21 protein-coding genes are annotated in these 24,118 nt (G+C 47.4%); 15 read left to right on the top strand and 6 right to left on the bottom strand.

Features of this window, described 5'->3' with window-relative positions; translation table 11 throughout:
- Window positions 1–71: 71 nt before the first annotated feature.
- Entirely contained in the window at window positions 72–1,127 is a 1,056-nt protein-coding gene (locus ACUN27_RS29150) for an acyltransferase (protein ID WP_326063765.1), read from the top strand.
- A gap of 519 nt (window positions 1,128–1,646) precedes the next feature.
- Here the strand turns inward: ACUN27_RS29150 and ACUN27_RS29145 are convergent.
- The gene (locus ACUN27_RS29145) at window positions 1,647–2,675 is read right to left on the bottom strand and encodes an NADH:flavin oxidoreductase/NADH oxidase (RefSeq protein ID WP_445560027.1); all 1,029 of its coding nucleotides are present in this window, start codon (window positions 2,673–2,675) and stop codon (window positions 1,647–1,649) included.
- A gap of 180 nt (window positions 2,676–2,855) precedes the next feature.
- Here ACUN27_RS29145 and nfsA point away from each other — a divergent pair, with 180 nt between their 5' ends.
- The 3 genes from nfsA to ACUN27_RS29130 all read left to right on the top strand — a co-directional run bounded on the left by nfsA (window position 2,856) and on the right by ACUN27_RS29130 (window position 5,493).
- Window positions 2,856–3,584, top strand: a complete 729-nt coding sequence (gene nfsA / locus ACUN27_RS29140) for an oxygen-insensitive NADPH nitroreductase (protein WP_315955160.1) — start codon at window positions 2,856–2,858, stop codon at window positions 3,582–3,584.
- A 102-nt stretch (window positions 3,585–3,686) separates the two neighbouring features.
- Window positions 3,687–3,974 (top strand): hypothetical protein, encoded by a 288-nt coding sequence (locus tag ACUN27_RS29135; RefSeq protein WP_307719955.1) that lies wholly within the window; start codon window positions 3,687–3,689, stop codon window positions 3,972–3,974.
- Between the two features lie 190 nt (window positions 3,975–4,164).
- On the top strand, window positions 4,165–5,493 hold the full coding sequence (locus ACUN27_RS29130) for a DRTGG domain-containing protein (RefSeq protein ID WP_445560026.1): 1,329 nt from the start codon (window positions 4,165–4,167) through the stop codon (window positions 5,491–5,493).
- On the opposite strand, the gene ACUN27_RS29125 is transcribed toward ACUN27_RS29130, so the two are convergent.
- From ACUN27_RS29125 to ACUN27_RS29115, 3 genes are all read right to left on the bottom strand, one after another.
- A complete protein-coding gene (locus ACUN27_RS29125; protein ID WP_127458088.1) occupies window positions 5,490–5,783 on the bottom strand; it encodes a YtpI family protein in 294 nt (97 codons plus the stop codon). The genes ACUN27_RS29130 and ACUN27_RS29125 overlap by 4 nt on opposite strands.
- A 94-nt stretch (window positions 5,784–5,877) precedes the next feature.
- Window positions 5,878–6,369 carry a hypothetical protein gene (locus tag ACUN27_RS29120; RefSeq protein WP_157322955.1) on the bottom strand — a complete coding sequence of 164 codons (492 nt, stop codon included), beginning with the start codon at window positions 6,367–6,369 and terminating at the stop codon, window positions 5,878–5,880.
- Window positions 6,366–6,698, bottom strand: a complete 333-nt coding sequence (locus ACUN27_RS29115; protein WP_315955158.1) for a YtrH family sporulation protein — start codon at window positions 6,696–6,698, stop codon at window positions 6,366–6,368. Before ACUN27_RS29115 ends, ACUN27_RS29120 begins: the two co-directional genes overlap by 4 nt.
- Before the next feature lie 123 nt (window positions 6,699–6,821).
- Here ACUN27_RS29115 and ACUN27_RS29110 point away from each other — a divergent pair, with 123 nt between their 5' ends.
- From ACUN27_RS29110 to ACUN27_RS29075, 8 genes are all read left to right on the top strand, one after another.
- Entirely contained in the window at window positions 6,822–10,421 is a 3,600-nt protein-coding gene (locus tag ACUN27_RS29110) for a DNA polymerase III subunit alpha (RefSeq protein ID WP_445560025.1), read from the top strand.
- 70 nt (window positions 10,422–10,491) lie between these two features.
- Window positions 10,492–10,992, top strand: coding sequence for a phosphatidylglycerophosphatase A family protein (locus ACUN27_RS29105; protein ID WP_315955156.1), 501 nt, complete (start codon window positions 10,492–10,494; stop codon window positions 10,990–10,992).
- A gap of 172 nt (window positions 10,993–11,164) precedes the next feature.
- Window positions 11,165–11,353 (top strand): hypothetical protein, encoded by a 189-nt coding sequence (locus tag ACUN27_RS29100; RefSeq protein ID WP_057307280.1) that lies wholly within the window; start codon window positions 11,165–11,167, stop codon window positions 11,351–11,353.
- Between the two features lie 67 nt (window positions 11,354–11,420).
- A complete protein-coding gene (accD, locus tag ACUN27_RS29095) occupies window positions 11,421–12,287 on the top strand; it encodes an acetyl-CoA carboxylase, carboxyltransferase subunit beta (protein ID WP_315955155.1) in 867 nt (288 codons plus the stop codon).
- Window positions 12,277–13,251, top strand: coding sequence for an acetyl-CoA carboxylase carboxyl transferase subunit alpha (accA, locus tag ACUN27_RS29090; protein WP_315955154.1), 975 nt, complete (start codon window positions 12,277–12,279; stop codon window positions 13,249–13,251). Before accD ends, accA begins: the two co-directional genes overlap by 11 nt.
- Window positions 13,244–14,998 (top strand): pyruvate kinase, encoded by a 1,755-nt coding sequence (gene pyk / locus ACUN27_RS29085; RefSeq protein WP_315955153.1) that lies wholly within the window; start codon window positions 13,244–13,246, stop codon window positions 14,996–14,998. Before accA ends, pyk begins: the two co-directional genes overlap by 8 nt.
- A 157-nt stretch (window positions 14,999–15,155) precedes the next feature.
- Window positions 15,156–15,608: an acyl-CoA thioesterase gene (locus tag ACUN27_RS29080; RefSeq protein ID WP_445560024.1), complete on the top strand. Its 453-nt coding sequence runs from the start codon at window positions 15,156–15,158 to the stop codon at window positions 15,606–15,608.
- Window positions 15,609–15,621: 13 nt separating this feature from the next.
- Window positions 15,622–16,017 (top strand): FxsA family protein, encoded by a 396-nt coding sequence (locus ACUN27_RS29075; RefSeq protein ID WP_315955151.1) that lies wholly within the window; start codon window positions 15,622–15,624, stop codon window positions 16,015–16,017.
- Window positions 16,018–16,060: 43 nt separating this feature from the next.
- Here the strand turns inward: ACUN27_RS29075 and ytvI are convergent, their stop codons facing one another.
- The gene (gene ytvI / locus ACUN27_RS29070; RefSeq protein ID WP_127457420.1) at window positions 16,061–17,197 is read right to left on the bottom strand and encodes a sporulation integral membrane protein YtvI; all 1,137 of its coding nucleotides are present in this window, start codon (window positions 17,195–17,197) and stop codon (window positions 16,061–16,063) included.
- A 174-nt stretch (window positions 17,198–17,371) separates the two neighbouring features.
- Between ytvI and ppk1 the strand changes: the two genes are divergently transcribed.
- Window positions 17,372–19,504, top strand: a complete 2,133-nt coding sequence (gene ppk1, locus ACUN27_RS29065; protein WP_315955150.1) for a polyphosphate kinase 1 — start codon at window positions 17,372–17,374, stop codon at window positions 19,502–19,504.
- Here ppk1 and ACUN27_RS29060 read toward each other — a convergent pair.
- Window positions 19,470–21,005, bottom strand: a complete 1,536-nt coding sequence (locus tag ACUN27_RS29060) for a Ppx/GppA phosphatase family protein (RefSeq protein ID WP_315955149.1) — start codon at window positions 21,003–21,005, stop codon at window positions 19,470–19,472. The two genes, ppk1 and ACUN27_RS29060, sit on opposite strands and share 35 nt — an antisense overlap.
- Window positions 21,006–21,306: 301 nt before the next feature.
- Here ACUN27_RS29060 and citZ point away from each other — a divergent pair, with 301 nt between their 5' ends.
- Window positions 21,307–22,419 (top strand): citrate synthase, encoded by a 1,113-nt coding sequence (gene citZ / locus ACUN27_RS29055; RefSeq protein WP_127457423.1) that lies wholly within the window; start codon window positions 21,307–21,309, stop codon window positions 22,417–22,419.
- Between the two features lie 366 nt (window positions 22,420–22,785).
- On the top strand, window positions 22,786–24,084 hold the full coding sequence (gene icd, locus ACUN27_RS29050) for an NADP-dependent isocitrate dehydrogenase (RefSeq protein WP_315955148.1): 1,299 nt from the start codon (window positions 22,786–22,788) through the stop codon (window positions 24,082–24,084).
- Window positions 24,085–24,118 lie beyond the last annotated feature (34 nt).

Below are 24,118 nucleotides of genomic sequence, written 5' to 3'. Positions count from 1 at the left end.
TTGCGAAATGTGTCGAAACTGTCTATAGTAAAAGGGGATTGTTGAATACGAAAAGAGGACCTGAAACCGATATGGCCAAACAAAAAATCACGGAGCTGGATATCGTCAGAGCGATAGCTATCCTGGCTGTCGTCACGATCCACGTCACGGCAGACTGGACGGTAGATCCGACTTTGAAGGGCAGCAGTTCGCAGTTGCTCGTCTTATTTTTGAACAAAATGAGTTACTTTGCAGTTCCCGTGTTTATCTTTTTAAGCGGAATTGTGCTTTTCTACATTTATACGGATAATTGGAGCGCCAAGCAGGCCGGTGTCTTTTACTGGAAGCGGGTCAGGCAGGTCCTTGTTCCTTATATTGTATGGTCGTTTTTCTACTATATTTATAATCCGTGGCTATGGACACCAGGGCATCCATTCAAGCTGGAACCACGTGTGTTCCTGGAGCAGTTAAAATGGGCGGATTCCGGCTATCATTTGTATTTCATGATCATTATTGTGCAGTTTTATTTGTTGTTTCCATTGTTGGTTTGGGCTGTGAGGAATGCGGCCTGGTTCCGCAAAACGCTGGCGCTTTGGGGGCTGGCGATTCAAGCCGGCGTGTACATATACAGCCATTGGTTCGGGACTATCGACCACAAACCGGAGCTGTGCATCACCTATTTTGCGTACTTCCTTATCGGAGGTGCGATCGGCATGAACTATGGAGCATTTCGCGCGTGGCTGGAACGAAACAAAGGCTGGGTCATTCCGGCTTCGATCCTCAGTGGCCTTGTCTATACGGCACTTTATCTGCTAGGCCTAAAAGGATATACGTTTGAGAATACTTGGTTCGAGGTGCTTTGGCTCCTGTATAGCATCGGAATCGGCATCAGCTTCATCTGGGTAGGCAAATGGCTTTTGCAAAAAGCAGCGCCAGTCGGCCGCTTCTTTGTCTCACTCGGCTCCGTGTCGTTCGGAGTGTACCTGATGCATCCAGCGCTGCTTTCTCTGTGGAAATATAAAGTGCATACGCCGGGCTCTATTGTGCTCTTCCATTTGTACAACGCTATCGTGCTGGTACTTATTGTAGCGATTCCTTGGTTATTAACGCTGCTGTATCGAAAGGCAAGAAAATTGATGGGGATTTGATGAAAAAGACAGTGCAGGTGTGTTCCTGCACTGTCTTTTTTTTGAGGAATCTGCCAATAGGGCGCCCTTCAGCGAAGGGAGCTCCAGGGCGCTATTTCATTATGTTTCGGGGAACGATAGTCCGTTATTTGCCTGAAAAGGCACATTTTCCATTCGTGATGGGAACTACAGTTCGATAGTTTGCTAATTTCAGCTAAACCGGCCCCAATCAGCTACTTCACGCTCCCTACGCTGTACATAGTACAACAAAGGGGAGTGAAAGAGGAAAAATCCAAGCATTATGTTGTATAAAATACAACCATTTCAGCTAAAACAGCCCCAATCAGCTCCTTCACGCTCCCTACACTGTACAAAGTACAACAAAGGGGAGTGAAAGAGGAAAAATCCAGGCATTATGTTGTATAAAATACAACCATTTCAGCTAAACCGGCCCCAATCAGCTACTTCACGATCCCTAAGCTGTACAAAGTACAACGTAGGGGAGCGAAGAGGCCAAAAAGTACAACGCCAGGCAAGTAATCAATACCCGCGCTGATACTGCCGCGGGATATAGGGATGCGCATGCCCTAGCTGAACGGCAGCATGCGTCGCCCAATAAGGATCGCGCAGCAAGCCGCGTGCGATGGCGACAAGATCCGCGTCCTCGTTAACGATGACGGACTGCGCCATTTCCGCATCCGCCAGCAGGCCGACGGCGATGACCGGCACTTGCAGCGCTTCGCGAATTTGCCGCGCGAAAGGCACTTGATAACCGGAGGAGTTACCCGGTTTGCGCTGCCCTGCAAGGCCTTCCCCGCCTGAGCTCACATGAAACGCATCGACGCCTGCGGCTTGATACGCTTTGGCAAGCTCGATGGCGTGGTCAATATCGTAACCGCCGTCTGCGTATTCAACGGCAGAAATACGGAAAATAAGCGGCATATCAGCAGGCATTTCTTTTTTCACCGCTTGAATGACTTCCACGCCGAATTGGGCCAGATTTTGCCCATAGACATCGTCTCTTTTATTCGTAAGCGGCGACTGGAATTGATGGATCAAATAACCGTGAGCACCGTGCAGCTCGATGGTATCAACGCCTGCTTGCACCGCGCGACGGGCCGCGTCGCCGAACAGCTTCACGATGTCCCGGACCTCATCCGTTGTTAATGCCCGTGGCATTTTGTAGGCATCACCCGGGAAAGGGATAGCCGACGGTGCGACAGGAACTTCCGCGTCCTCTGCTTTGCGGCCTGCGTGGGCAATCTGAATGCCGATTTTTGCACCATGCGCATGAACGCCGTCAATGATTCTGGAAAATGCAGGGATATGATCGTCCGACCAAATACCCAAATCATGATCTGTGATGCGGCCGTCCGGATGTACATCCGTCATTTCCATAATAAGCAGACCCGTGCCTCCGATTGCCCGTGTGAGATAATGGACGTAGTGCCATTCATTAGGTTTTCCATCTTTAGCTGTAACGGAATATTGACACATCGGCGCCATCACGATGCGGTTTCTAATTTGCAAGCCTTTCAGCTCATAGGGAGAAAATAAATCTGTTTTCATGATGATGCACCTCCAATAATATAAATATCTAGATATCTAGATATTTGCTGCCAAGTTAGGTTGCATTGTTTGGCAAAACTATGTACCTTAGTATCGGTTGTATTATAATTAATTTCAAGTACCCACTTTTTAGTGCCATAGTAACTAAAAGTATACTAATGGAAGAAAGGTTGCATCGATATGAACGAAATCATTCAATTATTGCAAAATCATCGCTCGATTCGCAAGTTTACGGATCAACCTGTCACCGACGAGCAGCTAAAAAACATCCTGGTTTCCGCTCAAGCGGCTTCAACCTCCAGTAACATGCAGGCATATAGCGTCATTCACGTAACGGATAGCGAGCTAAAAGGCCAACTTGCCGCGTTCGCCGGCAATCAGAATTATGTCAGCGAATGTCCGGTGTTTCTCGTATGGTGCGCGGACTTGCAGCGTTATTCACAGGCGTCACACCGGCATGTGGATACGCCGATAACCGGCAATGCGGAGAATTTCATCATTGCCACTGTCGATGCTGCGCTCGCTGCGCAAAATGCAGCCATAGCAGCCGAGTCGCTCGGGCTCGGCGTTGTCTACATCGGCGGGCTGCGCAACAAGCCCGCGGAGGTCGCCCAGCTGCTGGGCCTGCCGCAGCTGGTGTATCCCATCTTCGGCATGTGCATCGGCACGCCGGATCAAGAGCCGCTGCAGCGTCCGCGGCTCCCTCTGGAAGCCGTATACCACGAGAATCGGTATACGGATAACGAAGAAGCGGTTCGTCAGTATGACGAAACGATCCGCGACTACATGCACGTTCGTACGGGAGGCAAAGTCGATACGACGTGGTCGAAGGAGATGGCGGGCAAGGCGCAGCGTCCGCGCGAGCACATGAAAGCTTTCCTTAACTCGCAGGGCTTCGGAGAGGTCTAAACAGATTCTTTTCGCAGATGAACTCATATTGCAAGAACTTGTCTCATACATATGAATGAGGACCATGAAGACAGGCTTGAGAGTTCATCAGGCGAAAGGAGTGTGATCAGGTTGAAAGGCTTTAAGAATGTCGTGTACATGAGCGTAGCGCTAGGCATGCTGATTTATTCGCTGCCCCAATTGCAGCTGCGGGAAGTTGGCTCCCTGCCGATGATTTTTAGCAGCATTTGGATCGCTATGGCGCTGCTCGTAATTGCGTCTCATTTGCATCAGATTCTGGGTGTGGATGAAGAGAAGCGCAGAGAGCTTAAGCGCATTAATCGGATGAAAAAATGGCAGCTGGAGCAGCTCGTTCAAGGCCGCAGAAAAATGCTGCAATTTCGTAAATAGCCAGGCACGGACGATGTTATGCTTTACCTTTTGACAACGAACATATGTTTGGTATAATACAAATGAAGCATCCAATCCAATAGGGTTGGATTTTTCTTATTATAGATGCAGTTCGGATTGTTCTTGCTCTTTCGAACGTTTATACTAGTAGTACAGAGTAGTACAGGAACAGGCGAATGGGGTGTAACAGTTGGATACTCAATCCGTGGATGCGTTAACGAAGCATGAACAAATTTTACGTCATATAGAAAGCTTGAAGCTCGGCAGTCGAATCTCCGTTCGCAAAATTGCCAAGAACATGGAAGTAAGTGAAGGCACGGCTTACCGGGCGATCAAAGAGGCGGAGAATCAAGGTCTCGTCTCAACCAAGGAACGAATCGGAACCGTGCGAGTGGAGAAAAAGCTGCGGCAAAACATCGATAAGCTTACTTTTGCAGAAGTCGTGAACATGGTGGACGGACAGGTGCTTGGCGGCTCGCGAGGACTGCACAAAACGCTGAATAAATTCGTCATTGGCGCGATGGAGCAGGACGCCATGATGCGATATATCGAAGCGGGCAGCCTGCTTATCGTCGGAAACCGGAACGAAGCACATCGTTGTGCACTCGAATATGGCGCAGGAGTGCTGATCACAGGTGGATTCGATACCAGCGCAGAAGTGAAGCTGCTGGCCGACAAGCTGGAGCTGCCGATCATTTCAAGCAGTTACGATACATTTACAGTCGCCTCTATGATTAATAGAGCGATTTACGACCGTTTGATTAAGAAGAAGATTATGCTCGTCGAGGATATCTTGGCATCGGGCGCCTCGCTCTATGCGCTCAAGGCGAACAGCACGCTGAGAGATTGGCAGCGACTGTCGGAGGATACAGGCTACAGCCGTTTTCCGGTCGTCGATGAGTGGAACCGCATTATCGGCGTTGTGACGTCCAAGGATATGGTTGGGGCGAACGCTTTGCAGACGGTAGATAAACTCATGACGCGCAGCCCGCTCACGGTCACACCGCAGACTTCGGTAGCTTCTGCTGCCCACATGATGGTGTGGGAGGGCATCGAACTGCTGCCTGTTGTGGATCTGAACCGCAAAATGGTGGGCGTGCTGAACCGTAGCGATGTGCTCAAAGCGATGCAGTATATTCAGAAGCAGCCGCAGAACGGGGAAACGTTCGAGGATTTGATTTGGTCCGGATTGGAAGAGGTCAGAGATGAGAAGGGAACACTGCAGTTCCATGGTGTTATTACCCCTCAGATGACCAATCATCTGGGTACCGTGTCAGAGGGAGTTCTTACAACGTTAATGACCCAAGCGGCCTATCGCATTGTACAGGAATTTAAAAAAGGCGACCTTGTCATGGACAACATGTCCACCTATTTCCTCAAACCGCTGCAGATTGATTCTAAAATAGAAATACGACCCACCATCATTGAGGTGAGCCGTAAATTTGGCAAAATTGATGTGGAAATTTATCATGCCGGGTCTTTGGTTTCCAAAGCGATGCTGACCGCCCAAGTCATCTAGCGCAGCAGGCGATCGAAGTGCCCGTGATTGCGAATGCCTGCGAATAAGTTAAACAATCCGAGCAGGACCAGTACAGTGCCGAAGATCCGGCGGAAGCTGGATTCACTGAAGAAGAAGAGCTGCGTGATGGCAATCATTACCAGCATCAAGCCCATGCAAATATTCATGCGAGCGGAGTAAAGACCGCGTTTGGCGGGTTCCTTTTCACGGCGCGCCCGAAAGCTGAAAAAGACCGATAGGGCAAGAAGCAGGCAAATGAGAGAAAATAAAGAAACTTGAATCGCGAACATGTGGTTCATCCGTCCTTTTAAGCGAGTTTACTGTTAACTTTAGCGATTTTGGGCGGAGAATGCAATCACATCCCGCATTGATCATGCCGAATGCTTAAGTTCGCTTCTCTTGGGCGGTGATCCAAACCGTCAATTCCGTTTGAATTAACACAATCGATTTTACTTCAACAATATATTTTTTATCATGCAAAACGTAGGTTTTTTGAGTAATCAACTTCTCATAGAGCGGTTGAGCGTCTTTGACATAAGTGGCTTTCTGGCCGATGACGAGCTTGAGCTCGCTTTTGATATCACTCTCAATTTCCTTCTGAATATCTTCGCTAATAAGCTCGTCCTGATTTTTGGGAACTAGATGCACATTGACGACATTAATTAAGGATTGTTTATTTTTTGTTTTGTTCAAACTGTCGATATCTGCTCGCAAATCACGATTTTCTTGCAGATATTTATGCATTTCCACATATAACTGCGTGTAGGTATGCTGATGAATGCTCATATAGACCGCGCTCCCAATGATGGCTCCCGAAACCATCAGTGCGAAGTTCGCAAGCAAGCGCTGATAGCGGGCAAAAGGAGGAACCCTCAAGGCTGGTGGCCTCCCTTGCATATCATTTGGATGAGCGAGGTGCCGATCTGCGCTCCCACGAAGGCGACGACAATGAGAATGATTTGTTTGATCGCAGGATTCAAATGTCCAATGGCTACATGACTTTCTATATAGCGTATCGGATCAATTGTGCCGCCTACTGCAGCCACCATGGCCCAGATTTTAATATTTTCAGCCACAGTCATCATTTTCTCCGTCGGTGATTGAAGGGTCAGCACAGCTGCAATGCCGCTTAACATGCTGCCTCCGAAGACGACCCCGAAAGCAATGCAGAAGTACAAAATAATATTTGCCCAAAAGATTCCCATGACTTTACCGCTTCCTTTCCCATCCGTTATGGAGGACAGACTCTCTATACTTAATGTATGGGAATGCACGTCTACAATATGATACTATGTAAGGAATAAAATGAGAGCAGGGAGGAAATGCTGATGAGTTCGTTTGTACACTTGCACGTGCATAGTGAATACAGTTTATTGGATGGTGCCGCACGCATGGAGGAGCTTGTTACACAAGCAGCTAATCTGGGCATGACCTCTCTGGCTTTGACGGATCACGGTGTGATGTACGGAGCTATTGCCTTCTACAAAGCGTGCAAGCAGCGTGGCATTAAGCCCATTATTGGGTGTGAAGTTTATTTTACAGCGGGCTCCATTCGCGACAAAGGGACAAGACAAGAACAGCCGATCTATCACCTCATTCTGCTTGCCAAGAACTACCGAGGTTATCAGAATCTGATGAAGCTTTGCTCGATTGGGCATTTAGAAGGCTTTCATTATAAACCGCGCATTGATTTGGAACATCTATCCAAGCATTCCGAAGGACTTATCTGTCTGAGTTCCTGTTTAGGCAGCGAGATCTCGCAGCATTTGCTGCATAACCGGCACGATGAAGCTAGAGAGGCAGCGGAGCGATATCAACGTATTTTCGGGGATGACTTCTTTCTGGAAATTCAAGATCACGGCATGATTGAGCAGAAAAAAGTCATGGTTTCCATGATCGAGCTGAGCAAGCAAACGGGCATTCCGCTGATTGCGACGAACGATGTGCACTATGTGACAGAGCCGGATCATGTTATGCAGGATATTCTGATCTGTATTGGTACTGGCAAAACCGTGGATGATACGGATCGGCTCAAAATGGGAACAAGCCAAATGTATTTGAAAAGCGAAGAGGAAATGCGGCGTTTATTCGTCCATGTGCCCGAAGCGCTGACCAATACGGCTGTTGTGGCTTCGCGCTGCGAGCTCGAGCTTGAGTTTGGCAAGTCGATTCTGCCAAGTTTCCGTCCTATCCCTGAGCAGCTTACCTCAGTCGAATATTTGCGAGAGCTGTGCGAGAAGGGCTTGAATCAGCGGTATGGGGCAAAGCCGGAATGGGAGCAGCTGGACTCGCCGCTGAGGAAACAAGCGGAAGAACGCTTGTCTTATGAATTAGGCGTCATTGAGAAGATGGGATTCTCCGATTATTTCTTGATCGTATGGGATTTCATTCGTTTTGCCCATGAGAAAAATATCATGACGGGTCCAGGGCGGGGTTCCTCGGCTGGAAGCCTTGTCGCTTATGTGCTGCGCATCACCAATGTCGATCCGCTTCAATATAAGCTGCTATTTGAGCGCTTTTTGAATCCGGAGCGGATTACAATGCCCGATATCGATATCGATTTTAGCGATGAACGGCGGGATGAAGTCATTGATTACGTCGTTGCCAAATACGGGCATGAGCATGTAGCCCAAATTATTACCTTCGGAACGATGGCGGCCAAAGCGGCGGTCAGAGACGTCGGACGTGTGTTGAACGTTCCTTACGGAGACGTAGATCGCGCGGCGAAAGCCATTCCGAATCAGCTCGGCATGACGTTGACGGAGGCGCTGCAGGTAAGTTCGGATCTCAAGTCGCTAGTCGCCAGACAGCCCAAGACTGCTGAACTGCTTGAAATGGCCATGCGTGTAGAAGGCATGCCGCGCCATGCATCAACGCATGCGGCAGGGGTTGTCATTTCCAGAGAGCCGCTCACGCAGTATGTCCCCCTGCAAGAAGGGACGACTCAGACGGCGCTAACGCAATATACGATGGAGCATTTGGAAGCCATTGGACTTTTGAAAATGGATTTTCTAGGTCTACGAACATTGTCGATTATTGAACGAACCGTGGATTGGATTGCCCAAATGGAAGGTTTGCACCTGGATTTTGATGGGCTGGATATGGACGCGGACGCGGTCACTTACGGCATGCTGTGCAAAGGGGAAACGACCGGTGTTTTCCAATTGGAGTCTGCGGGTGTCCGCAAGGTGCTGAAGGACTTGAAGCCTTCTGTTTTTGAAGATATCATCTCCGTTCTTGCGTTGTACCGCCCGGGCCCGATGGAGTTCATTCCCAAGTATATTTACGGTAAACACGGTCAAGTGGAAGTGGTTTATCCGCACCCGACGTTAGAACCGATTCTTCGGGATACGTACGGCATTATCGTGTATCAGGAGCAAATTATGCAAATTGCCTCTTCGATGGCCGGTTTCTCCTTAGGTGAAGCGGATTTGTTACGGCGTGCGGTTTCCAAAAAGAAGCGGGAAGTACTCGACGAAGAACGTGCCCATTTCGTGAAAGGCAGCTTGCAGCAAGGGTTTAGTGCGGAAGAAGCGAATCATGTCTACGATATGATCGTTCGTTTCGCCGACTATGGCTTTCCTAGAGCGCATGCTACGGCCTATGGGGTATTGGCCTTTCAGACCGCCTATCTCAAAGCGCATTACCCGATTTATTTCATGGCTTCCATGTTAACTGCTGTGATGGGTAATCACAGGAAGGTGGCTGAATATGTCGATGAGTGCAGGCGGACGAAAATCGCTGTTCTTCCGCCGGATGTGAATAAGAGCGGAACGGTATTTACACCGGATCCTCAAACAGGAGCGATCCGGTTTGGGCTTGCGGCCATCAAAAATGTAGGCACGCAAGCGATCGATGCCATTTTATTTGAACGTAAGAAGTCTTCCTTCGAGAGTTTGCTTGATTTCTGTAGACGTGTTGATCTCCGGGTCTGCAACAAGCGGGTCATCGAATCATTGATTCAAGGCGGAGCGTTCGACTCCTTGGGAGGTCACCGTGCTCAGCTTATGGCCATTCTGGACGAAACGATCGCTTCCGCTACAAAATGGCGCAAGGAGCGAGATGACTTGCAGCTTCACTTGTTCGGCTTCGTCGAAGAGCCGAATTGGGAAGTCGAGTTTCCGAACATTCCGGTTATGCCGCAAAGCAAGCAGCTGGAACTGGAGAAGGAGCTTTTGGGCATGTACATCTCGGGGCATCCGCTGGATGCCTACACACAGTCTCTTGAGGAGATGGACGCGGCCATGGTCTACCAGCTCGCTGAGCTGCCGGATAACAGCGAAGTTCTTGTAGCCGGGATGATCCTTTCGCACAAGACGATCATTACCAAGAAGGGGCAGCCCATGGCGTTCATGGAGCTGGAGGATCGCATCGACAAGGTCGAGGTGGTACTCTTCCCAGAGACCTGGAAGCACGCAGCTCCGCTCGTGCAGAAGGGCAGACTCGTCCTCGTTAAGGCGAAGCTGCAGCTTCAGGACGAGGACCCGCCCAAGCTGCTCGCCGATCAGGTGGCCGCGCTGGACGACCCGGTGGCCCTTCAGCGCCTTCGCCGGCAGCCTGGGGCGCCTAGGCGCGCGGTTGGCGCAGCCGGCGAACAGCCTGCTCGCGCGGCTGCCGTTTCCGGGGCTGCGCGCAGCGGTGCCGCGTTCAAGCAAGCGGCCCCGTCAGCGGGCCGCCAGCCAGCCGCTGCTGAGGCGAAGCCGCAGCGGGTGTTCGTCAAGATCTCGGCTGACTGCGAGCAGCCGGATAAGCTCTTGCAGCTGAAGGCGCTGCTCAAGCTGCACAAAGGGCCGCTCGCCGTTGCGCTTTTCTACGAAAGCAGCAACAAGCTTTTGGCCCTGAGCGACCAATATTTAATCGATCCCTCCAAGGATCTGATCCGGATGATTGAAACGATCATGGGTAAAGATTCCGTGAGGGTGAAATAAAGCATGCTTCCTCCGCATATGAATAGGAACCCGGCATTTCAGGGGCATTCCATGTGTAGGAGGGGGACTTATGACCGAACAACATATGATCCAATTGCTGCAAAAACGCGGTGTGACAGTGGAACAAATTTCCGAAATTGTGTTCAAGCTGCAGAAGCCCTATAATGATCATCTGACGGAACAAGAGTGCACCGACAGTGTAATGGCTGTACTTGCCAAACGGGAAGTGCAGTACACGCTGTACACGGGCATTGCATTGGATGAGCTGGCAGAGAAGAAACTGCTGCCTGAACCTTTGCAATCCATCCTTGAGGCAGATGAACCCTTGTTTGGTGTCGATGAAACATTGGCTCTAGGCATAGTACATGTATACGGAATGATTGGATTAACCAGCTTTGGCTACCTGGACAAAGAAAAAATGGGAATTATTCGAAGTCTCAACGATGATAAAAGCGCTGTGCATGTTTTTCTGGATGATTTAATTTGCGGATTAGCGGCTGCAGCGTCTGCCAGAATCGCTCATCAGAATGAGCATGCGCCTGATTATAGCAGTAAATTACGTCTGGACTAACTTGTTAGTTCAGACTTCACTTTTTTTTCATGAACGTGCTCTGTTGCGGGAAAAAGAGAAATTATGATATCATTATTCCATTGTGTGTGCCTATGCTTATTACAGGATGTATATTATCATCGTACTAAATGCCCTAATCCATGTAGCAGTACTTCATAGGAGGTTTTTTTTCATGTGGACGGTGATATACATAGCTCCTACCGCGAAAATTGCAGAGCGGATTAAACAGAGGCTGACCGAAGAAGGATTTCTCGTACAAGTAAGGGGTATTTCCTTATCCAAAAATCAGTTCGAAATTGTCGTTCCCGCAGGGGAAGTTGAAGAAGTACAAGAAGTACTCAATTCTATTTTACATAGATAATGAAAAGTAGAAGCAAGTAACCTGGCTTGTCAGAGATTCACGATAACAGCCAATTAGAGGTGGAAATGTGCTAAAGGATTTATTTCAAAAGCGTAAATACGCAACGATTCCTTCCGAGAAAACAAAAAGGGAAATTCCCGAAGGGTTAATGAATAAATGCCCGAAATGCGGTACCATTCAAACGAGTAAAGAGCTAGAGAAAAACCTAAAAGTATGTACAGCTTGCGGCTACCATTATCGTTTAAGCGCATTGGAACGTATTCAATTAACGCTCGATGAAGGCCAGATTCTGGAATACGATGCGGATATGATTTCTGAGGACCCTTTACAGTTTCCAGATTATGTTGAGAAATTAGATAAAGCGAAGAGCACGACGAAATTACAAGATGCGATTATTACCGGTGAAGGCACCATTGGCGGCTATCCGGTTGTGATTGCGGCGATGAGCTTTGATTTCATGGGCGGATCACTTGGGTCCGTTGTAGGAGAGCGAATTACGAGAGCTGTTGAGGCTGCCATCGAGAAGAAAATTCCTATTATTATTTATTCCACTTCAGGTGGCGCTCGTATGCAAGAAAGCATTCTTAGTTTGATGCAAATGGCCAAGACAAGCGCAGCCTTATCCAAGCTGAGCAACGAAGGCGGGCTCTTTATTTCCGTCATCACGGATCCGACTTTCGGCGGTGTATCCGCAAGCTTTGCGATGCTGGGCGACATTATTATCGCTGAACCAGCAGCACCGTTTGGATTCACAGGCCGCCGTGTTATTGAACAAACCATTAAACAAAAGCTGCCGGACAATTTCCAGACATCAGAATTCAATCTCGAGCATGGTCAGCTCGATAAGGTCGTACCCCGTAAGGATCTGCGACCTACGTTAATCAAGCTGTTGGACATGCACGGAGTGAAGGGGGAGGCGACTTATGGCGGGTGAAATGCCGTTTGAACAGCCGCTGGCGGAACTAAAGAGCAAAATTGCTGAGCTGCGTAAATTTGGAGCAGAGAAGCAAATTGACTTTTCAGAAGAAATTCGCCGTTTGGAAGAAAGATACGTAGAGCTTGAGGATGAACTTTATGCAAGTATGTCTTCTGCGGAAAAAATGCAATTGGCTCGTCATCCGCAAAGACCGACGACGATTGATTATATTTTATCTATTTTTACTGATTTCATAGAGTTTCATGGAGATCGCTTGTATGGAGACGACCTTGCGATTGTAGGTGGACTAGCCAAATTTAACGGCATTCCCGTTACGGTTGTAGGGCACCAAAAAGGGAAAGATACGAAGGATAATATTGCTCGCAACTTCGGTTGTCCGCACCCGGAAGGTTTCCGTAAAGCGCTGCGCATGATGCGTCAAGCGAACAAGTTTAACCGTCCAATTATTACGTTTATTGATACGAAGGGCGCATTCCCTGGGAATGCTGCTGAAGAGCGTGGTCAAGGAGAAGCGATTGCCAGAAATTTGCTGGAAATGGCCTCTTTTCGCGTGCCGATCATCTGTATTGTTATTGGTGAAGGCGGCAGCGGCGGCGCGTTGGCATTAGGAGTCGGCAACAAGGTGTTGATGTTGGAAAATGCGATTTATTCGGTTATCAGTCCGGAAGGCGCGGCTTCCATCTTATATAAAGATGCTTCCAAAGCTTTACATGCGGCAGAAGCAATGAAAATTACGGCGGATCACATTAAGGATCTGAACGTTATTGACGGCATCATCCCAGAGCCAAAAGGCGGCGCACACCGTGATCTGGCTGCACAAGCAGAATTTATTAAAACAGCGATCTGGGAACAGCTTCAGCCTTTGCTAAGCTTGACCGAACAGGAGCTGTTAGAGGACCGTTACCGTAAATTTAGAGACATTGGTCGGTTCACATTCACTCAGGAGGGAAACCATGCGTAAAACGAAAATTGTCTGTACCATTGGACCAGCAAGCGAATCACAAGAAAATTTGAAAAAACTCTTGTTAGCGGGAATGAATGTTGCCCGTCTCAACTTCTCCCACGGAGATTTTGAAGAGCATGGCGCACGTATCCGCAACCTTCGCGCTGCATCCGCTGAGACTGGCAAAGTAGCAGCTATCTTGCTTGATACGAAAGGACCGGAAATCCGTACCGGTAAATTGAAAGAAGAACCGATTGAGCTTGTACAGGACAAGCACATCATTTTAACAACAGAAGAAATTCTGGGAGATGCAGACCGTATCTCCGTTACTTACTCGGATCTACCGCGGGACGTTGAAGTAGGATCCACGATTCTGATCGATGACGGTTTGATTGGTCTTACTGTCGTTGACATTCGCGGAACTGAAATCGAGTGCCGTATCGTCAACGGTGGAACAATCAAAAGTAAAAAAGGCGTTAACGTGCCAGGCGTGAAAATCTCCCTTCCAGGTATCACGGAAAAAGATGCCAACGATATTATTTTCGGTATCGAGCAAGGTGTTGATTTCATCGCAGCTTCATTCGTTCGTAAAGCTAGCGACGTTATGGAAATTCGTGAATTGCTGGAAAGACATAATGCAACGCACATCCAAATCATCAGTAAAATTGAAAACCAAGAAGGCGTAGACAATCTGGATGAAATCCTCGAAGTTTCCGATGGTTTGATGGTTGCTCGTGGAGATCTTGGTGTTGAGATTCCAGCTGAAGATGTGCCGGTTGTTCAAAAACAAATGATCAAAAAATGTAACATCGTTGGTAAACCGGTTATCACGGCAACGATGATGCTTGATTCCATGCAGCGCAACCCGCGTCCAACTCGCGCAGAAGCAAGTGACGTGGCAAACGCCGTGTTCGACGGAACCGATGCGGTGATGTTGTCCGGAGAAACAGCTGCTGGGAAATACCCGGTTGAGTCCGTACAAACGATGGCTCGTATTGCTGAGCGTGCAGAAGAAGCTTTGGAATACAAAGAAATCTTCCTTCGTCAAGCACAAGCACAACAAGTTACAGTTACGGAAGCTATCTCTCAAGCCGTAGCTAACTCGGCACTGGAGCTTGGAGCGAAAGCGATTTTGACAGCTACGGAAAGTGGATATACAGCAAGAATGGTATCCAAATACCGTCCAAAATCACCGATTATCGCGATTACACCAAGCGAGCAAGTGATCCGTCGTTTATCTCTAGTTTGGGGTGTTATCCCTGTAATGAGCGAACAAGCCAAAACGACAGACGAGTTGTTCAACCTTGCAGTGGATAGCAGCATCAAAACAGGTCTCGTGTCCTTGGGTGATATCGTTGTTATCACGGCAGGTGTCCCAGTTGGACGCTCTGGAACAACGAACTTGATCAAAGTTCACCATGTTGGCGAGATGCTTGCCAAAGGTACAGGTATCGGTATGCAAACGGCTACGGGTATCGTTGTCACAGCTCGCACACCTGAAGAAGCAAATTCCAAAATGGTTGATGGAGCCGTGCTAGTTACTGTAACTACAGACAAAGAATACATGCCGGCTGTACAAAGAGCTTCCGCGTTGATTACGGAAGTTGGCGGGATCACCTCTCATGCGGCCGTTGTTGCGCTAAGCCTGGGCATCCCGGTTATCGTAGGCGTTGAGAACGCGGTTGAACTCATTAAAGACGGTACAGAAGTTTCGATCTATCCAGAAGTAGGCATTATCTACTCTGGACAAGCGAGCGTTCTGTAGAATATAAACGAAGAGGCTATCTAGAAAGGGCTGATAAGACCCATCTGGATGGCCTCTTTTTTGTTGCCAAGGGAACTATAATTCGCCCAAAAGAGAGTTCCTCCATCCACTATGTTATACTTAGCATATAACGATATCTCAGGAGGAATGCATAATCATGAACGAGGAACACTGGTATCAGCACCAGCTGCGCGTGCGATATGCGGAAACGGATCAGATGGGCGTTGTGTACCATGCCAATTATTTGAACTGGTTCGAAATCGGACGAACAGAGCTGATCAGGGAGCTTGGCTATCCTTACCGCAGAATTGAGGAGCAAGGTTTGCTGCTACCCGTCGTAGAAGCGGATCTGAAGTTTAAGAAGCCGGCTCGTTACGACGATTTGGTAAGTGTTAACACTCGCGTGCTGGAGATGACCTCGGTGCGGCTCCATTTTGCCTATGAGATTCGTAAAGTGAACGAGGATACGGCGAAAGGCGTAGAAGAGAATTCGGGGGAATTACTTGTAACAGGAACAACGCGGCATGTTTGGGTGAATCCTTCTTGGAGGCCAGTACGTATAGAGAAGGAAGCGCCGGAATTGTGGCAGCTGTTATCTAAGTACTCTTAAAGGGGATGGGCTTATGCTTCGTATCATTCTTGCTATTTTCATCATAGTGCCTGCCATTGAAATTTCTGTGCTGATTGCGCTTGGTCATTTTATCGGCGGTTGGACGACATTCGGGCTTATCTTGTTAAGTGGTTTCCTGGGCATTTATTTCGCTAAGCGTGAGGGGCGCAAAGTATTGGAGTACGCTCGATTTGAATGGTCGCAAGGGCAATTGCCGGCACAGCATCTGCTGGACGGGATTTGTATTTTCCTAGGCGGTATTTTGTTGATTACTCCAGGTTTCATAACGGACATCTTCGGTTTTCTGCTTGTTTTTCCATATACGAGACCGATATTCAAAGTCATGCTGCTTGCATTGATCCAAAGACAAATTAGCAAAGGCAATATTCACTGGATTAACCGTAGATAAGCCGCACGCAAGTAAATTATCACAAACAAAAGCTCGGACCCTCTTATTCAGAAGGTGCCGAGCCTTTTTTTATGTAAGTAGCGATATCATGAAAGATTCGTGCTCGATAAAAAGCGGAGATGAGAATTAGGGAAACAGGGCCGATAATGAGCCCTAGGAGCCCGAACAGCTTCAGCCCCACGAACATCGCAATTAACGTTGCCAAAGGATCAAGACCGACGGAGGAGGCGAGTACTTTAGGCTCCATAATTTGTCTGGCTATCACGATGACGCCGTACAGGACACTAAGTCCGATCCCCAGAACCAGATTGCCTTGTGCAAAAAACACGTATAGGATCCACGGCACCATGACCGCGCCAGTTCCCAAGTAAGGCATCAAGTCTGCCAAACCTGTCAGTAAGCCGATGGTGATCGCGTAGTCGACACGTAGGACTAACAATCCGATAATGACAACCAATGCTGTCAGTGATACCAGGATAAGCTGTGCGCGTATGTACCCGAACAGTGCTTTTTGCAAATCGTTACGAATCAACTGCGTGGTTTTCACAATGAGATCGGAGAAAATGCCTTTGTATCTTTGAATGAGTTGATACCAGTCTTTACTTATAAAGAAGGTAGCTAACATGATGATAATGGTAATTGTTGCAATATTCGGTAGCGAGGTAAGCAAACTTTTGAGCGTGTTAAAGACATAATTAATAATAAATTTACTCACATCAGCAATTGAACCTGCTGTGGACGAGAGGTTGTTATTAACGGTTTCCTGATATTTGGGGTTATTTTCAAAAAACTCATTGATTTTCTCGATCCAATCTTGGAAAGCTGTTGAATTGATAAACACATTGAATTGCTCCACCCAACGGTTAATTTGAAGCTGCAGGGTATCCGCAAGAGATCCTAATTCCACAACAATATTGGCAACTAGCAGGGTGATGGCCGTAACCATGGCCGCTAAAAAGAGAAGCATCGAAAAGCTGACGGCAAGCCAACGCGGAAATTTGAGCTTGAATTGAAAAAAATTCACAATTGGATTGAGCATAAGCGCCAAAATCCAGCCAAAAATAAAAGGATAAATCAGTGGAATAACGTAGTAGAAAGCGTAGGCGATTCCAGCTATGATTAAAGCCACCCAAATACCTCTGAAAATCTGGTGAACTAAGCGCGGATTGAGGATACCCATCGTACTTCTCTCCTTGGTTCAGTTCTTTGTATTGTAACATGAACATGGATAAATACGGAAACGAACATCCCTTTACAAAATCTTAATATAATAGTGAAGGGGGGTCTGCATTGTCGGCATTCCAGACACATAGTACAATGAATCAATAAACTAGTTAAATTAATTGGAGGCTTTATGAGTATTGCGCGAGAACCCGATCTGAAAGAAGTTAAAGAGCTCAAGGAACAAAAGGAACTCAAAGAGATTTCGACCAAATACTTAAATCGCGATTTAAGCTGGATCGAATTCAACTGGCGAGTTTTGGAGGAAGCTCAAGATCCAAGCACTCCACTGCTTGAGCGTGTGAAATTTCTGGCTATCGTATCTAGCAATCTCGACGAGTTCATGAGTGTTCGTGTCGCAGGTCTTAAGGATCAAATTAAAGCTGGATATACCAAAAAAGATTTTACCGGCTACACGCCTGCGGGGCTAATCAAGCGAATTATGAAGCGTACGAACAAAATGGTGACCGAACAGTACAAAACGTATCGTGAAGTCACGAGGTTGTTGATGAAAGAAGGCATCGTGTTCACCGAATACGAGGATTTGAATACGAGCCAGAAGAAAGCCATGGATGCTTATTACCACGATATTATTTTTCCGGTATTAACGCCGATGGCTGTTGACCAGAGCCGACCGTTTCCACTCGTACATAATCATTCTGTTTATTTGGCTGTCCTGCTCATCCGAGAAGGTGATGATCCGGATGATGAACCGTATTTTGCCATTGTTCAAGTTCCTAGTAATTTATCCCGTTACATCTCCGTACCTTCACGGCCTAATAGCAAGAAGCAGGAATTTATTCTACTTGAAGAATTAATGGAGCATCATATACAATCGTTGTTCAGCGGCTACATCCCAATATCGGTTCATGGCTTCAGAGTGACGCGTAATGCCGATCTAACGCTCAATGAAGAAGGGGCGGAAGATCTGCTTGAGGAGATCGAAAAAGAGCTAAGACGTAGACGCTGGGGCTCTCCTGTACGGCTTGAGGTTCAAGAAGGCATTCACCCTTATGCGCTTGCCCAATTGCAGGAAGAGTTCGAAATCGAAGAACAGACCTTTGAAATTGATGGGCCGCTCGACATCACTTATTTTATGAAATTGGCGAATACGCTGAATGGTTTTGAAAATCTTCGATACCCGCGGGTAAACCCCAAATATCCGGTGGAATTTGAGGATGAGGTGGATTTCTTCGAAGTGCTGAAGCAAAAGGATGTCCTCGTTCATCACCCTTATGAAACTTTTGATGCCGTGACGGATTTCATTGTCCATGCGGCTTATGATCCTAAAGTGCTTGCGATTAAAATGACCTTGTACCGGGCAAGCGGGAACTCGCTGATTATTCAATCCTTGGCACGAGCCGCGGAATCCGGCAAGCAGGTTACGGTGGTTGTGGAGCTGAAGGCGCGTTTTGATGAAGAACGGAATATCGCTTGGGCGAGAATGCTGGAAAAGTCAGGCTGTCATGTCGTTTACGGACTTGTCGGGCTTAAGACACACGCCAAAATTACCTTGGTCGTACGCCAAGAAGAAAATACCCTTCGCCGATATGTGCATGTGGGGACAGGGAACTATAATGATAATACAGCCCGTCTCTATACAGATGTAGGGCTTTTCACCTCCAATAGTATCATTGGCGAGGATGCTTCGGCGTTGTTCAATGAAATTACCGGCTACTCAGCTCCGCATGACTGGCAGTCGTTTGCCGTAGCTCCTACAGATCTTAAAGATAAGCTGTTCGAGCTGATTGAAAGGGAAGCGGCCCATGCAAGAGAAGGCAAACCGGCGAAAATCATAGCCAAAATGAATTCATTGTCGAATCAGGAAGTCGTGGATGCGCTGTATGCGGCGTCGCAGGCAGGCGTGAAGATTGAATTAATTATTCGTGGCGTCTGCTGCTTGCGTCCGGGAGTTCCTGGACTTAGTGAGAATATTACGGTGCGGAGTATCGTAGACAGATTCTTGGAGCATTCACGGATTTATTATTTCCAAAATGGCGGTCTCGTTGATGTTTATTTATCTTCCGCGGATTGGATGACACGAAATTTGACGCGTCGAATTGAATTGATGTGTCCAGTTATTGACCCGCAGATGAAGAAGATGATGATTTCGATTCTGAACGTCAGTCTGAATGATAATGTGAAAGCCAGAGAGTTAATGTCAAACGGCATGTATACCAGAATAAAAAATGAACTGACCCCTTATCGGAGCCAGTTCGAGGCCATGAAAATTACGTCTTGGAAAAAACTCCAGCTTGAATCTTAAGTTTGAGGCCCCATGCTTTTTCGAAATCTTTGGTTATGGCTGCGAGCTCTTTTAACTCTAAGATCGGGTTGTGAACACAGAGCAGTTTAAGCGTCAAGGACGTATCGGATCGTGTAACGACCAGCTTTTGAACAGGTTGAGTTTCACTGTGATCCAACGCTGTAGCTAGCTTTAAGAGGGTGCCTAACTTTACAATCAACATCTCGTCGGATTCTTTCAACAAATCCTTGTAAGCAAGGGATTGCTGATGGGTCCGGCTTTTTGTTTTGTACGTCGCGATGAGCGAGCAGATCACGATCTCACGATGCGTGAGTCCATCGATGCGGGCATTCGCTAGCATATACTGCGTATGCTTCAGATATTGATAATAGTGAACGCTGACACCAATGCGATGCAGGAGCGCGGTTGTGTGCAAATAACGCGAACTGCCTTCTTCAAGGTTCGAGTGCACCTCAAGCTTGTCATAGAGCAGCATGGCAAGCTGATCGACGCGTCGAACATGCTTCTCAGCTCCATTGGGATGAAGGCACAGCAAGTTTTGGATGCTTGCTTCCAGGACATCCTGCCTAATTGGCTGCTTGGGGTCGTACATCTCGAAGAATATACCGTCTCGAAGTCCCGATCCGCTGACGATGCACCGGGAGGCATTTGCAGCTTGGAACAAGGTATCTAGAATAAGAAGTCCCGGCACGATAATATCGGAGCGTTCTTTGGATAGGCCGTCGACTTTCTTTCTCTTTTCGATGGGAAGGGAAGACAGCAGGGTGACGAAGGAACGAAGCTCTCCGGGCTGCAGTTCGTAGTTATGCGCAAGCTGCAAGGAGTACTTCGATCGTTTCTGGCTCATTTTGCCGAGTGTTCGAATCGTACCACCGAGTCCGATCATCGGCAGATTCGGAGACTGTGTAATCCAGGGGTGATCGGCGATCGCCTCTTCAACCATGCGACGAATATCAGCTGCCCCTTGTTCCGTGAGATTCGCGTTTTTCATAAATTGGTGAGTTGTGTTCACGGCTCCGAATGGGAAGGACACACTGTTCATCAGCTTCCGATCGCGCAGTAACGTTACCTCCGTGCTACCGCCGCCGATGTCGATGACGAGTGCATCCCGAATATCGATGGTATTGATGACCCCCAAATAGCCGTAACGCGCTTCTTCCGATCCGCTGAGCACTTCGATTTGCAGGCTGGTCTGTTCCTCAAGGACACGAACGATCTCTTCGGAATTGACCGCATTGCGAATGGCTGCTGTTGCAACGGCTCTAACCGTTTGAACTTCATGTACCCGGCATAGAAGCGCATAATGCGAAAGAATGGGGACAATAGAAATAATATCTTTGCTATGTAAAATGCCATCATAACCGATGCGCTCGCTGAGCCTTGCGGAGTCCTTGTGCTCGCTTACTACACGGTAGGCTCCCAGCTCATTGATTTCATAGATCACGAGTCGTATCGAGTTGGACCCGATATCGATGATGCCGATTTTTGTGCCGCTGCTCATGTATTTGCTCCTTTATCCGAGAAATCACTGATGCTTTGCCTTTCATTGTATCAAGGGAAGGGCGACTCGACAAACTTTTGCAAATTTCTTGTATAATTCGGGGAAATAAACAAAAACTTGTAGCGTGTGTTTTTAGTTGTGAAGCAAAATAAAATGGCTTTTTTGTGTCAAAAAGATTCTTTATGGTAGTGATAATGAAGTTTTATGTCCTCTTTTGTTCACTTACCGAGTAAAATACTTTATTATTAAAGTTAGGAAAAAAGCAATTTTTTGCTAATAGAGTAGCTAAGGAGAGATTCCAATGACTGCAACCAAAGGTTTAGAAGGAATTGTAGCCACGACCTCGTCGATTAGCTCCATTGTAGATGGAGTGTTAACATATCGCGGGATTGATATTGATGACCTCGCAGAAAATGCGACATTTGAAGAAGTAATTTATTTGCTTTGGTTCGGCAAACTCCCTAACCAAGCTGAGCTTGAGAAACTGCAAAGCGACCTGAACGCTTATAGCAAGGTGCCTGATGCGGTGATCAACCAGTTGAAAACATTCCCGAAAGATGTTAATTCTATGGCTGCGCTTCGCACGGCTGTTTCCGCTCTTGCTCTGTACGATGAAGAAGCGAACGACTTGAGCCAAGAGTCTAACGTTCGTAAAGCGATCAAATTGCAAGCGCAAATCCCTGGCATCATTGCAGCATTCGCTCGTATCCGTGAAGGTAAAGAACCGTTGGCTTCCCCAGGATATTCTTCCGTAGCAGCTAACTTCTTGTACCAATTGACGGGCAAAGAGCCGGACAAAGTTGCGATTGAAGCTTTGGACAAAGCGTTAGTGCTTCACGCTGACCACGAATTGAATGCATCGACATTCGCGGCGCGCGTAACAGTTGCAACACTTACTGACATTTACTCCGGTATTACTTCAGCTATCGGCACGCTCAAAGGACCTCTTCACGGTGGTGCGAACGAAGCTGTTATGGCTATGCTGGAAGAGATCGGTACTGTAGAGAACGTAGTTCCTTACATTAACGGCAAATTAGAGCGTAAAGACAAAATCATGGGCTTTGGCCACCGTGTTTACAAAAACGGAGATCCGCGTGCGAAGCACTTGCAAAAAATGTCTTACGAGCTTGGCAAATTGACTGGCAACCTGAAATGGTACGAAATGTCCGTCAAAGCGGATGAACTGGTGACAGGACTGAAAGGCTTGAAACCGAATGTAGACTTCTACTCGGCTTCCGTCTACACAACACTTGAAATCCCGCGCGACCTGTTCACACCAATCTTCGCGATCAGCCGTACATCCGGTTGGACTGCACACATTCTTGAGCAGTACGAAAACAACCGTTTGATCCGTCCTCGCGCTGAGTACACAGGTCCGGTTAACCAAAAATACATTCCGATTAGCGCTCGCTAATTCGTTTGAATTAGATGTAAACTCAAGGTGCGGGCAGTTCGGTACCAAATCTTCAGGGACTCATGTTCCCTGGGGGGTACTGCAACTCCCGTCGCTTTTTGTGTGTGTAAATGCTTTTACCTAGCTACGGTGACGAGTTGCATTTGTGTAAAGGGTACTCTTTGTAGTAACGTAACTAGTGGAGTGCTTGGCAGTGCCTGTGGAAACGTAGTGCCCGCCTTTATAATCGATTTATTTACATATGAAAATTTTTCAAAGAAAATGGATTATAACAAGCGGTCGGAAGGGACTGCCATAAGCATGCAGCGTATTGCACCATAGTTAACTCATTAATGCTATTTTAAACAAATCTTAGGAGGAACTATCATGCCACAATTCGAAACTTACGAACTGCCAACAGAAGGTCAAAAAATCACCATCGAGAATGGCGTTCTGCAAGTACCTAACAACCCAATCATTCCTTACATTGAAGGTGACGGCACAGGTCCTGACATCTGGGCGGCTTCCGTACGCGTTCTTGATGCTGCAGTAGAGAAAGCTTACAAAGGCGAGAAAAAAATTGCTTGGTACGAAGTTTTCGCAGGCGAGAAAGCTTTTAACAAATTCAACAACTGGTTGCCTAACGATACACTAACAGCTATGCGCGAATACATCGTGTCCATCAAAGGACCTCTGACTACACCAATCGGTGGCGGTATTCGTTCCCTGAACGTTGCGCTTCGTCAAGAGCTTGATCTATACGTATGTTCCCGTCCAGTTCGCTACTTCAACGGCGTTCCTTCACCGGTTAAACGTCCTGAGTTGGTTGACATGGTTATTTTCCGTGAAAACACAGAAGATATCTATGCAGGCATCGAGTGGGAAGCTGGTTCCGATGCAGTTAAGAAAGTTATTTCCTTCTTGCAAAACGAAATGGGCGTTAAGAAAATCCGTTTCCCAGAAACTTCCGGTATCGGTGTAAAACCAGTATCTTCCGAAGGTTCTGAGCGCCTAGTTCGCGCGGCTATTGAGTATGCTATCAAACATGGCCGTAAAACAGTTACATTGGTACACAAAGGCAACATCATGAAGTTCACAGAAGGCGCGTTCAAAAACTGGGGTTACGAGTTGGCTGAGCGTGAGTTCGGTGACAAAACATTCACATGGGCTCAATACGACCGCATCAAAGAAGAGCAAGGCGCAGAAGCAGCTAACAAAGCTCAAAAAGATGCAGAAGCTGCTGGCAAAATCATCGTAAAAGATGCGATTGCTGACATCGCGTTGCAACAAGTATTGACACGTCCAACTGATTTTGATGTTATCGCAACATTGAACTTGAACGGTGACTACCTGTCTGATGCACTTGCTGCACAAGTAGGCGGTATCGGTATCGCTCCAGGAGCAAACATCAACTACCTGACGGGTCACGCGATCTTCGAAGCTACACATGGTACAGCTCCTAAATACGCAGGTCTTGACGTTGTTAACCCAGGTTCCGTTATCCTTTCCGGCGTAATGCTTCTTGAGCACCTTGGCTGGTTGGAAGCAGCTCAACTGATCTACAAAGGTTTGGAAACTTCGATCAACAACAAAACCGTTACTTATGACTTTGCTCGCTTGATGGAAGGCGCAACTGAAATTAAATGCTCCGAATTCGCGAATGAAATCATCAAAAACATGGCTTAATCATTTCTAACGCTCCAAGGGTACGATAACTAAT

The organism is Paenibacillus sp. WC2504, from assembly GCF_052682475.1.
Note: the sequence above shows the minus strand (reverse complement) of the source record. Positions and strands in the feature narration are given on the sequence as shown.